We start from the raw sequence: 11,111 nt of genomic DNA, 5'->3' as shown, positions 1-11,111 counted from the left end.
ATGCCAAAAAGACCAGATATTCAGAAAATCCTTGTAATCGGATCCGGCCCAATCGTCATCGGACAGGCGGCAGAATTTGACTATGCTGGTACCCAGGCGTGTCTTGCCTTGAAAGAAGAAGGATATGAAGTCATCCTCGTCAACTCGAACCCGGCGACGATCATGACCGACCCGACGACGGCGGACCGTGTCTATATCGAACCGCTCGAACCGGAGTTCGTCGAACGGATTATCCGTCAAGAGCGACCGGACGCGCTCCTGGCCACACTCGGCGGCCAGACCGGCCTCAACTTGGCGATGGAACTCGATCGTCGCGGCGTGCTTGAAGATTGCGGCGTCGAATTGCTCGGGACAAAATTATCGGCCATCGAACAAGCTGAGGACCGGGAACAGTTCCGCGACCTCATGTATAAGCTCGGCCACGGGGTCCCGGAAAGCGAAATCGTGCAGTCGCTCGAGTCGGCTTGGGACTTTGCCGACCGGATCGGCTATCCGATTATCATCCGTCCGGCGTACACGCTCGGAGGAACCGGTGGCGGGATTGCCCATGACCGGAATGAATTCGAACAGTTCGTCGAATCAGGGCTGAAAGCGAGTCCAGTGACACAAGTGTTGCTCGAGAAATCGATTGCCGGCATGAAAGAAGTCGAGTATGAAGTGATGCGCGATTCGAACGACCAGGCCATCATCGTCTGTGCGATGGAAAACTTTGATCCGGTCGGGGTCCATACGGGCGACTCGATCGTCTTCGCTCCGACGCAGACACTGTCGGACCGCGACTATCAGATGCTCCGCAGCGTCTCACTCGACATCATCCGCGCTCTCGGCATCGAAGGGGGATGCAACATCCAGTTCGCCCTTGACCCGGACAGCTTCACGTACTACGTCATCGAGGTCAACCCACGTGTCTCCCGCAGTTCGGCGCTCGCCTCGAAAGCGACGGGATATCCGATCGCCAAGTTGGCTGCGAAAGTAGCGGTCGGATACAAGTTGTCAGAATTGAAGAACCCGGTGACGGAGACGAGTTACGCCTCGTTCGAACCGGCGCTCGACTATGTCGTCGCTAAGATTCCGCGCTTCGCTTTCGATAAGTTCGAGACGGCTGACCGCCGGCTCGGCACTCAGATGAAAGCGACCGGGGAAGTGATGGCGATCGGCCGCAACTTGGAGGAAGCGCTCCTTAAGGCTGTCCGTTCGCTTGAACTCGGGACAGAAGACTTGGCCGTACCACGGCTCGCACAATTGACGACGGATGAGCTCGATCGCGAGTTGACGACGCCGACTGATGAGCGACTCTGGATGCTTTATGAGGCACTCCGTCGCGGTTATTCGACGGAACAGTTGCATGAGCTGACGAAAATTGACCGTTTCTTCCTATCGAAACTCGCACGGATTTGGCAACATGAAGAGACGCTCCGGCTTGAGCCGCTCACGAAAGAACGACTCGTCGAAACGAAGCGTCTCGGGTTCAGCGATAAGATGATCGCCCGCATCATAAACGAGAACGTGGAGAAGGTGACGTCGCTTCGGAACGACTGGGGCATCCGTCCGGTGTACAAGATGGTCGACACGTGTGCGGCTGAGTTTGCCTCGGAGACACCATACTTTTACGGGACGTACGAAGTTGAGAACGAGGCCGTGAAGACGGACAAGCCGTCGATTCTCGTCCTCGGCTCGGGCCCGATCCGCATCGGTCAAGGTGTCGAGTTCGACTACGCGACCGTCCACTCGATTCAGACGATTCGTGACGCAGGTTATGAAGCGATCATCATTAACAACAACCCGGAGACGGTGTCGACCGACTTCTCAATCTCGGACCGACTCTACTTCGAACCGCTTACGACCGAGGACGTACTCGAGGTCATCCGCAACGAACAGCCACTCGGCGTCATCGTCCAGTTCGGTGGCCAGACGGCCATCAACTTGGCAGCCTCGCTCGAAGCAGAAGGGGTCCAGATTTTAGGGACATCGCTTGAAGACATCGACCGCGCCGAAGACCGGAAAGCGTTCGAAGCGACGCTCTCGGCCGAACAGCTCGCCCAGCCTCCAGGCAAGACGGCGGTCACGGTAGAAGAGGCCGTCGCGTGTGCCGACATGCTTGGCTATCCGGTACTCGTCCGCCCATCATACGTCCTCGGCGGCCGGGCGATGGAAATCGTTTATGAGCGCTCGGAGCTCGAACGGTATATGCGCCACGCCGTCGTCGCCTCGAAAGACCGTCCCGTCCTGATCGACCGCTACTTGACGGGCATCGAGATTGAAGTCGACGCCATTTGTGACGGGACGGAAGTCTACATCCCGGGCATCATGGAACATATTGAACGGGCCGGGGTCCACTCGGGCGACTCGATTGCCGTGTACCCGCCGCAGCGGTTGAGCGAAGCGTTAAAACAGAAAGTCGTCGATTACACGATTAAACTCGCCAAAGCGTTCCGGATCAAAGGATTGCTCAATATCCAGTTCGTCTACGCGGACGACTTATACGTCATCGAGGTCAACCCGCGGGCGAGCCGGACCGTCCCGTTCATCTCGAAAGTGACGGGCCTTCCGGTTGCACGCATCGCCACGCAGACGATTCTCGGAACGAGTTTGAAAGACCTCGGGTTAGGGACCGGCTTGCATCCGGAAGCGGACGCGATTTCGGTCAAAGTCCCGGTATTCAGTTTCGCGAAACTGAAAGAAGTCGACCCATCACTTGGGCCGGAGATGAAATCGACCGGTGAAGTCATGGCGACAGACCGCACGCTCGAAAAGGCGTTATATAAAGGACTCGTCGCCGCCGGCATGACGATCGCCTTGAAAGGGAACGTCCTGTTGACGGTCGCCGACCAAGACAAGGAAGAGGCGCTCGACATCGCCCGCCGTTTCAACCGACTCGGATTCCGCCTGATGGCCACGTCTGGCACGGCGCATGCGCTTTCGACAGATGGCTTGCCGGTCCACCCGGTCGGGAAAATCAATGAGGCCGGAGAGACGATGCTGAGCGTCATCGAACGAGGGGAAGTCGATATCGTCTTGAACACGACGACGCGTGACGCCCTTGCGACGAAAGACGGGTTCATCATCCGTCGGGCCGCGGCCGAGCAAGGGGTGCTCTGCCTGACGTCGCTCGACACGGTCGAGGCGCTGCTCCAAGTCATCGAGAGTCTGTCGTTCCAAACGACGAGTTTACCGGCCTTCACGACATTCGGGGTGACCGTATGAGACAACTCGCGACCATTTTATCGAACCGATTGATTGCGACCGCGACGATGGAGATGAAAATCGAGATCGCACCGCAGGCCGTTGCGCCGGGCACGTTCTTCCATGTGAAGACGTCAGAGCTGTTGCGCCGGCCGCTCTCGGTCGCGAACGTCGAAGACAACGTCGTCACATTCCTGTATAAAGTGATCGGCAGCGGGACGGCAGATTTGGCCGCGCGTCGGACGGGAGACGTCTTAGACGTCCTCGGACCGCTCGGTAACGGTTTCCCGCTTGAACAGACGGGTAAACGGGTCGTGCTCGTCGGCGGGGGCATCGGGGTGCCGCCGCTCTACTACACGCGGCGCCTGCTCGCCGCCCGTGGCATCGAGACGGTAGCAATTCTCGGGTTTGATACGAAAACGAGCATTTTTTATGAAGACGCGTTCCGTGAACTTGGGGAGACGATCATCACGACGGTCGATGGAACGTATGGAGAAATGGGATTTGTGACAGGTCCGCTCGCGCGGGTCGACGCCGATGTCTTATTCAGCTGCGGGCCGGAACCGATGCTGAAGGCGGTCGCCGCGTCACATATCGAAGAGCGATATATCTCGATTGAGAATCGGATGGGGTGTGGCATCGGTGCTTGTTTCGCTTGCGTGTGCGAAGCGCCAGGCGGTTACGTCAAAGTGTGCAGTGACGGACCGGTATTTCGGGCAGAAGAGGTGACGCTATGAGACTACACGTCGATTTGCCAGGCTTACAGTTAAAGAATCCGATTATGCCGGCATCAGGCTGTTTCGGATTCGGGGAAGAGTTCGCCAAACTCTATGACTTATCCATGCTTGGCGGTATCATGATTAAGGCGGCGACAGGCGAATCACGGTTCGGCAACGGGACGCCGCGGGTCGCTGAGACGGCACAAGGCATGTTGAACGCCATCGGCCTCCAAAACCCGGGTGTCGACGCCATCATCGAACACAAACTACCGTTCTTGTCCGCGTTTGATACCGAGATTATCGCCAATGTGGCCGGCTCGACGCCCGAAGAGTACATTCATGTCGCGCGAGAGCTCAGTGCCGACCCGACCATCAAGGCGCTCGAACTGAACATCTCGTGCCCGAACGTGAAGTGCGGCGGGATGCAGTTCGGGACCGATCCCGACATGGCGGCGGAATTGACCCGACTCGTCAAAGCGGCGTCAACAAAACCGGTATACGTCAAACTGTCACCGAACGTCACGTCAATCACAGCGATGGCGAAAGCGGTCGAAGCGGCTGGGGCCGATGGCATCACGATGATCAACACGCTCGTCGGGATGCGCATCGACGTCACGACCGGGCAGCCGATTCTCGCCAACCGCATCGGTGGTTTGTCTGGACCGGCCGTCAAACCGGTCGCCATTCGGATGGTCTATGAGGTCGCCCAGGCCGTCGAGATCCCGATTATCGGGATGGGCGGCGTGCGGACGGTCGACGACGTCTTGGAGTTCATTTATGCGGGTGCTTCGGCAGTCGCGGTCGGAACGGCCAATTTTGAAAATCCTTACGTCTGTCAGGAAATCATTGAAGCGTTACCAGGACGACTTGACGAACTTGGGATCGATCATATTTTAGACATCAGGGGGAAAGCTTATGAACAGACTGTATCTCGCGCTTGATGTCGAAACGGGCGCCGACGCGTTCCGATTATTGGAACGAATCGAACAAAAACCGGCCGTCAAAGTCGGGATGGAACTGTTCTATCGGGAAGGGGGCCGCTTTGTCGAGCAACTCGTCGACAGCGGGTACCCGGTCTTTTTAGACGTCAAAGTTCATGACATCCCGGAGACGGCACGGCGGACGCTCCGTCAAATCGGCCGCCTCGGCGTCGAGTTGACGAACGTCCATACGCTCGGCGGCGAGACGATGATGCGTTACGCCTTGGACGGTTTACGCGAGGTGACCGATACGACGAAATTGATTGGGGTCACCCAGTTGACGTCGACCGATGAACGAATGCTCGCCGAAGAGCTACACATCGAAGGGGGATTGGAACAGGCCGTCCTTCGCCAGGCTACCATGGCCGACCGGGCCGGGCTCGACGGAGTCGTCGCGTCCGTGCATGAGGCCCACTCGATTCGCCAAGCGCTCGGCTCGTCATTTTTGACCGTGACGCCCGGTATCCGCATGAACGAGACAGCGGACGACCAAGTCCGGATTGCCACGCCGAAAGCGGCTCGTGACGCAGGTGTGTCGGCCATCGTCGTCGGCCGACCCATCACCCGGGCTGAAGACCCGAACGCTGCCTATGCATACTACTTACAAGAATGGAGTCGAATTTATGAGACAAATCGCTGAAGCTTTATTACAAATCGAGGCCGTGACCCTGTCACCGGAAAACCCGTATACGTGGTCGAGCGGGATGAAGAGTCCGATTTATTGTGACAATCGCTTGACGCTCAGCTATCCTGACGTCCGCAACCTCATTATCGACGCGCTCGTTGAGGTGATCCGTCCGCTCGATGTCGACGTCATCGCCGGGACAGCGACAGCGGGAATTCCTCATGCGACGCTTGTCGCCGACCGGCTCGGGTTGCCGCTCGTCTATGTCCGTTCGAGTGCGAAAGGACATGGGAAAGGGAATCAAATCGAGGGCCGGTTTGAACCGGGGGCTCGTGTCGTCGTGATTGAAGACTTGTTGTCGACCGGCTCGTCGAGCATCGAGGCCGCCAAAGCGATTGAGGAAGCCGGCGGGGAAGTCGTCAAGATTCAAGCGATTTTCTCCTATAGTCTGAGCCGCCTCGCCATCAATCTGTTAGACTCCGGCTTCACTGCGCATGCACTGATTACACTTTCGGATTTGCTCGACGTTGCCGTTAAGAAGCGAATCATCAGTAAAGAAGAATATGCTTCCTTACGGGACTGGCGAAACGATCCGACAGGTTGGAGCGAACGTGTCTTATCTTCATAATCTGTAACGAGAATCCACCTCCGGGCGGATTCTTTTTCTATTCGGTACATGGCATACTGAACATGTTAGAATAGGGAAAGCAGTCAATAAAGGAGATGTGTATGGCGTATTCTAGAATGAAGGGGAAATCCTTGAAAGTCCGTTTTCAAGCGATCCCGAAACATCGTAAACTTGCGTTCGGACTCGTCCTCACCGTCTTGCCCCTCATTTTCTTCTTGAATTTATTCATATTCAGTCACGTGTTGGCACTTGGGGACACGTACGAGGACCGCTATCAAATGAAGAAACTTCGGCTCGAGACGGCGCACGGCAATGTCGAATTCGTTCGTAGCACGAATGAGAAAGTCCACATTGATGTGTTACAGACGAACTCGAAAGAGCGTCGCATCAAAGTCAAATCGGTCGGCGATACGATTTCGGTCGTCGAGCGCTACGGCCAATTCAGTCAATTCGGTAGTCGGGCGAGTGATGAACCATCCCGTTATAAAATCCGAGTCGCCTTGCCGAGCTCGATGACATCGATTGAAGTCGAGGCCGAGCAAGTGACCGGCCAAGGATTGATTGCCAAGACGATTGTCTTGGAGGCGAACGCCGTTAATGTAAAAAAACTCGAAAGTGATCGGCTTCGCGTCGAAACACGGAGTGATACGACACTCGAAACCGTCCGTGTCGTCACGGGAGATATCCGTTCATATCGGAACGCGACCGTGAGCGACATCGTCGTCAATCAAAGCATGACGATTCAGACGGAGGCGGGGACGCTCGCGTACGCGCCGCGTAATGCGACCGGACAAGTGAACGTCACGACCACAGGCAACGTGACGGCGTCGGAACGGTTCAACGAAATCGGGGGCGGCGTGTACCATCTGTCGAACTCGAACCGACCAAACATCGAACTCATTTCCGAGACAGGAAAGGTCGAGCTTAAATGATGAACAAACGTTACATCCCAAAAGTCGGACTTCGAACTTTGAAAACCGGCATCGCCGTCGCCATCACCATCGCTTTGTCCTGGTACGTGTTCGGCATCTATTCAGGCATGGGGGCCATCGCGGCCGTCGTCGCGATGCAACCGACCGTGAAGCGGTCATCGAAAATCGTCTTCAGCCGCATCTTCGGAACGATGGTCGGGCTCATGTGCGGTCTCCTGATCGTCTATGCGTTCGGGGTCAACCCGATTTCAATCGGGCTCGCCGTCATCGTCGCGCTCACGCTCAATACGACGTTCGATAAGACGCACATGTCGACGTATGCGGCGTTCGCGATCGTGCTCATGCTCGAGAACCCGACGACCGACTTCTTCCACTATGCGTGGACCCGTTCATTGTTGACGGCCGTCGGTGTCTTCGTCTCGCTCGGTGTCAACTATGCGTTCATGCCGCCTCGTTACGAGGAGCGGTTGCTCAGTGAGATTCGGAAGACGTCGGCGTATATGTTCCAGCACTGGCGCGAGCTCGTCGGGTCCCCGTCCGAGTTGCTCGAGACGCGGGCCCGTATCCTCGGCCATCAGGAGCTGCACATGATGCTCCAAGAGGATATGAAAGTGACGAACGTGAAATTGAAGCATTTGACGATGAAGCAATACCGGTTATTGATTCACCTTGAGGACAAGCTCGTCTTGTTGCTCGAGAGTCTCGCTGAACATCGGGAGGCGCTATTGGTCATGGACGAGGAAGAACGCCGGGTGTTCGAGTCCGAGTTTTTATACCTCCTCGCGCATCATCACGATATCCTTTATACGTGTGACAAGCCGCATGCGCTGTTCACGTTGCCGCATGAGGATTTATCCGTTTCTGAAATTTTACACGGGCACTTGCTCGACTATCATGAACAGCTCGAAGCGTTCAAACATAATCCGAAATAAACGAAGGCCCCGTTTTAGCGACGGGGCCTTTACTTGTTGTCAATGTAAGTGGACATGTCATATTTACACATGCCTTTGGCGACACCTTCCGTTCCTGGGGCGATGCGGATGCCTCCGCAGTGCGTGCCGCACTTTACAGGGTCATCCTTGCATCGCTATCCCCTAGGAGTTCGGGTGCCGGCCTTGGCATGTGTCTGCTCGCCTGTCGATCAGACGTGTACCAATCCTTTCGTTCGTCCGCCGGCGTCCCGACTCCTGCAGGAAAGCAACCCAACGGAGACCCAGCAGCGACATTGAGTCGCGATGCGGCTCCGGGGTTGCCTGCGGAAAGCGTGGGCGCCGAGAGGACGAGTGACCATGGGCTAACAAGAAAAAGCCACGTCATGTGACGTGGCCAGAACTCATTGCTGGAGTGATTTGACGAGCCGCTCATCCGGCGTGACGTACACTGTCTGCTGGTCCGTATAGATGACGAATCCAGGCTTGGCACCGCTCGGCTTTTTCACGTAACGTGCTTTCGTGTAATCGACCGGCACACCGCTCGAGGCACGGGCCTTCGAGAAATAGGCGGCGACGGTTGCCGCCTCGAGCAACGTCGTCTCGTCAGGTTCGCCCGAACGGATGATGACGTGGGATCCGGGAATATCTTTCACATGAAGCCAAATCTCGTCGCGACGGGCGAACTTGAACGTCAAATGATCGTTTTGCGTATTGTTCTTCCCGACGAAGAACTCTGTCCCCGTCGACGACGTATACGCCTCGAGCGAAATTTTCTTCGTCTGTTTCTTCTTTTGATTCCGTTGCTTCATGTAGCCGCCTTCGGCCAACTCTTCTCGAATCTCGACGATATCGGCCGGTGAGGCGACGTCGAGCTGGGCGACGAGCGTCTCTAAATACTCAATTTCGGCGTCGTTCAATTCGATTTGTTTCTGCACTTCGACTTTGGCGACTTTCAACTTGTTGTATTTCTTGTAGTACGCTTGTGCGTTCTCGTTCGGTGTCTTGAGCTTGTTGAGCGGGATGTCGATCATGCCGCCTTCCTCGTCGTAATAATCGACGACGTGGGCGACGGTCATGCCTTTCTCGAGCTGGAACAAGTATGTTGTCAACAGCTCCCCGTATTTCTGAAGTTCGTCGGAACGTTCCGTCGCCTTCAAATCGTCAAGCAGTCGCTTGCGCTTCAATAGGTTTTTCTCAAGCTCGGACTTGAGCAGACGCTCGACATCGTGAGCTTGTTGTTTGACGCGGTCGCGGTTCGCTTTTTCATAGAAGAAACGGTCGAGCACGTCTTTGCTCGTCTCATAGCGCTCTTCAGAGGTGATCTCACCGGACGTGAGCACGATTGGACTGAAGCGCTCTTTGCCCGACGCGAGCTGTTGGAAGACGTAAGGGCCTTCGAGGTCGCTCATCACGCTGACGAACGACTCCTCGATGCTGGCCCGGTTCGGGAGTTTGGCCCGGTGGACGATCTCTTGGGCGATTTGCGGGCTAAGCCCGGCGAAACTGGACACGAGCTGCTTGTCGAGCGAGCCGGCGTTCCAGTCGATACGTTTCAAACCGGCTTCACGCTCCGTCAACGGATCGCACTTGTCTTGGGCCGGTGGCAGTAAGTACTCGCTGCCCGGCATGATTGTCCGGTACGTGTTTTGTGACGGCGGGAGATGTTTGATGGCGTCTAAAATCTTGCCGTCCTCGTTCGTCAAGACGACGTTCGAGTGACGCCCCATCAGTTCGATATACACTTTCTTATTCTCTTCGTCGCCGAGCTCGTTTCGTGAACGGATCGACAGGACGATGACACGGTCACGTCCGACTTGTTCGATTGCCGTGATGAAGCCGCCTTCGATGTGTTTTCGGAGCATCATACAAAACATCGGCGGTTCTTGCGGGTTCTTGGTCGGGTTGTCGGTCAGTTGGAGCCGTGCGTACATCGCATTCGCCGAAACGAGCAATTGGACGCTTTGGCGGTTCGAGCGGACTTGAATCATCAAATCGAGCGAATACGGTTGGTGCACGCGATTGATGCGCCCCCCGACGAGCGCTTGTAATTCTGTTACGACACGATATGTCATTAATCCATCATATGCCACTAGTCTCATCACCTTTGTTCTTTTTCTGTCTCTACGTTATCAGATTCACGGAAAATATGGTACGATGAAGTAGGAAATCCGAACTTCTTCTTGCCGGAACAATTGATTGACTGCTATTATAATTAAATGTGATGTTAGAAGATGGAGGTCTTGCAGTGAATTTTAAAGAACGAGGATTATTAATCGTCTTGTCTGGCCCGAGCGGCGTCGGGAAAGGTACCGTTTGTCGAGTACTCCGTGAAGAGAAGGACAACAACCTTCAATATTCGGTCTCGGCGACGACCCGCAAACCGCGCGAAGGAGAAGTGGAAGGCGTACACTACTTCTTTAAGACGAGAGAACAATTTGAACACATGATCGAGCATAAACAATTGCTCGAGCACGCTGAATTTGTCGGCAACTATTATGGGACACCGGTTGAATGGGTTCGTGAGACACTCGAAAGCGGGAAGGACGTCATCCTCGAGATTGAAGTCCAGGGCGCTTTCCAAGTGAAAGAGCGTTTCCCGGAAGCGGTCTTTTTATTCTTGGCTCCGCCAAGCCTGCAAGAACTACGTAACCGCTTAGTCGGTCGAGGCACGGAATCGGAAGACGTGATCAAGCAACGCTTGCTCGTCGCCCGGGAAGAAATTGAATTGATGGATGCATACGATTACGTCGTTACGAATGATGAAGTGGATAAAGCGATCGATCGTATCAAAGCGATCGTGACGGCCGAACATTGTAAACGTGAACGTGTCGCGTCTCTCTATAAAAAAGCCATGATGGAGGTCATTTAATGTTATACCCTTCGATTGATGCCTTACAACGTATCATCCCGTCGAAATACACAATCGTCACGGTGGCCGCGAAGCGGGCCCGCCAAATCCAGGACGGAAAAGCAACAAAAATCGCCGCGCCAAAATCGTATAAGCCGGTCGGTCAAGCGCTAGAAGAATTGTATTCGGGTGACACGACAATCATCACGAACGAAAAAAACAACGGATGAAGTGTGACCCAAGTCGGATGCGACTTGGGTCTCA

At 55.3% G+C, this 11,111-nt stretch carries 10 protein-coding genes; 9 read left to right on the top strand and 1 reads right to left on the bottom strand.

The window, feature by feature from the left end:
* From carB to KNP85_RS01500, 7 genes are all read left to right on the top strand, one after another.
* On the top strand, positions 1 to 3,204 hold the full coding sequence (gene carB, locus KNP85_RS01530) for a carbamoyl-phosphate synthase large subunit (protein ID WP_214800898.1): 3,204 nt from the start codon (positions 1 to 3) through the stop codon (positions 3,202 to 3,204).
* Positions 3,201 to 3,920: a dihydroorotate dehydrogenase electron transfer subunit gene (locus KNP85_RS01525; RefSeq protein ID WP_021067063.1), complete on the top strand. Its 720-nt coding sequence runs from the start codon at positions 3,201 to 3,203 to the stop codon at positions 3,918 to 3,920. Before carB ends, KNP85_RS01525 begins: the two co-directional genes overlap by 4 nt.
* Positions 3,917 to 4,843 carry a dihydroorotate dehydrogenase gene (locus KNP85_RS01520; RefSeq protein ID WP_021067064.1) on the top strand — a complete coding sequence of 309 codons (927 nt, stop codon included), beginning with the start codon at positions 3,917 to 3,919 and terminating at the stop codon, positions 4,841 to 4,843. The genes KNP85_RS01525 and KNP85_RS01520 overlap by 4 nt, the downstream gene beginning before the upstream one ends.
* Positions 4,818 to 5,522, top strand: coding sequence for an orotidine-5'-phosphate decarboxylase (gene pyrF / locus KNP85_RS01515; protein ID WP_214800896.1), 705 nt, complete (start codon positions 4,818 to 4,820; stop codon positions 5,520 to 5,522). The genes KNP85_RS01520 and pyrF overlap by 26 nt, the downstream gene beginning before the upstream one ends.
* Positions 5,506 to 6,135 carry an orotate phosphoribosyltransferase gene (pyrE, locus tag KNP85_RS01510; protein ID WP_214719468.1) on the top strand — a complete coding sequence of 210 codons (630 nt, stop codon included), beginning with the start codon at positions 5,506 to 5,508 and terminating at the stop codon, positions 6,133 to 6,135. The genes pyrF and pyrE overlap by 17 nt, the downstream gene beginning before the upstream one ends.
* A gap of 101 nt (positions 6,136 to 6,236) precedes the next feature.
* Positions 6,237 to 7,067 (top strand): hypothetical protein, encoded by an 831-nt coding sequence (locus tag KNP85_RS01505; RefSeq protein ID WP_031200172.1) that lies wholly within the window; start codon positions 6,237 to 6,239, stop codon positions 7,065 to 7,067.
* Complete coding sequence (locus KNP85_RS01500) at positions 7,064 to 7,999, top strand: FUSC family protein (RefSeq protein WP_021067068.1); 936 nt, start codon at positions 7,064 to 7,066, stop codon at positions 7,997 to 7,999. Before KNP85_RS01505 ends, KNP85_RS01500 begins: the two co-directional genes overlap by 4 nt.
* Positions 8,000 to 8,400: 401 nt before the next feature.
* Here KNP85_RS01500 and KNP85_RS01495 read toward each other — a convergent pair whose 3' ends face one another.
* Positions 8,401 to 10,089, bottom strand: a complete 1,689-nt coding sequence (locus KNP85_RS01495; RefSeq protein ID WP_214755945.1) for an Rqc2 family fibronectin-binding protein — start codon at positions 10,087 to 10,089, stop codon at positions 8,401 to 8,403.
* A gap of 131 nt (positions 10,090 to 10,220) precedes the next feature.
* On the opposite strand from KNP85_RS01495, the gene gmk reads away from it, so the two are divergent.
* Both gmk and rpoZ read left to right on the top strand, forming a co-directional pair.
* Positions 10,221 to 10,868 carry a guanylate kinase gene (gmk, locus tag KNP85_RS01490; RefSeq protein ID WP_029595720.1) on the top strand — a complete coding sequence of 216 codons (648 nt, stop codon included), beginning with the start codon at positions 10,221 to 10,223 and terminating at the stop codon, positions 10,866 to 10,868.
* Positions 10,868 to 11,077, top strand: a complete 210-nt coding sequence (gene rpoZ / locus KNP85_RS01485) for a DNA-directed RNA polymerase subunit omega (protein WP_021067071.1) — start codon at positions 10,868 to 10,870, stop codon at positions 11,075 to 11,077. Before gmk ends, rpoZ begins: the two co-directional genes overlap by 1 nt.
* The last annotated feature ends 34 nt before the right edge of the window (positions 11,078 to 11,111 follow it).

Origin of the sequence: Exiguobacterium sp. s194, from assembly GCF_018618275.1 — a bacterium.
Lineage (GTDB): Bacteria > Bacillota > Bacilli > Exiguobacteriales > Exiguobacteriaceae > Exiguobacterium > Exiguobacterium chiriqhucha.
The sequence above is the reverse complement of the archived record's forward strand: the minus strand, read 5'-3'. Positions and strand labels throughout refer to the sequence as shown.

Bases quoted from the DNA above. Each gene is read 5' to 3' on its own strand.
- carB (WP_214800898.1), top strand. From the start codon at position 1: ATGCCAAAAAGACCAGATATTCAGAAAATCCTTGTAATCGGATCCGGC.
- KNP85_RS01525 (WP_021067063.1), top strand. From the start codon at position 3,201: ATGAGACAACTCGCGACCATTTTATCGAACCGATTGATTGCGACCGCG.
- KNP85_RS01520 (WP_021067064.1), top strand. From the start codon at position 3,917: ATGAGACTACACGTCGATTTGCCAGGCTTACAGTTAAAGAATCCGATT.
- pyrF (WP_214800896.1), top strand. From the start codon at position 4,818: ATGAACAGACTGTATCTCGCGCTTGATGTCGAAACGGGCGCCGACGCG.
- pyrE (WP_214719468.1), top strand. From the start codon at position 5,506: ATGAGACAAATCGCTGAAGCTTTATTACAAATCGAGGCCGTGACCCTG.
- KNP85_RS01505 (WP_031200172.1), top strand. From the start codon at position 6,237: ATGGCGTATTCTAGAATGAAGGGGAAATCCTTGAAAGTCCGTTTTCAA.
- KNP85_RS01500 (WP_021067068.1), top strand. From the start codon at position 7,064: ATGATGAACAAACGTTACATCCCAAAAGTCGGACTTCGAACTTTGAAA.
- gmk (WP_029595720.1), top strand. From the start codon at position 10,221: ATGTTAGAAGATGGAGGTCTTGCAGTGAATTTTAAAGAACGAGGATTA.
- rpoZ (WP_021067071.1), top strand. From the start codon at position 10,868: ATGTTATACCCTTCGATTGATGCCTTACAACGTATCATCCCGTCGAAA.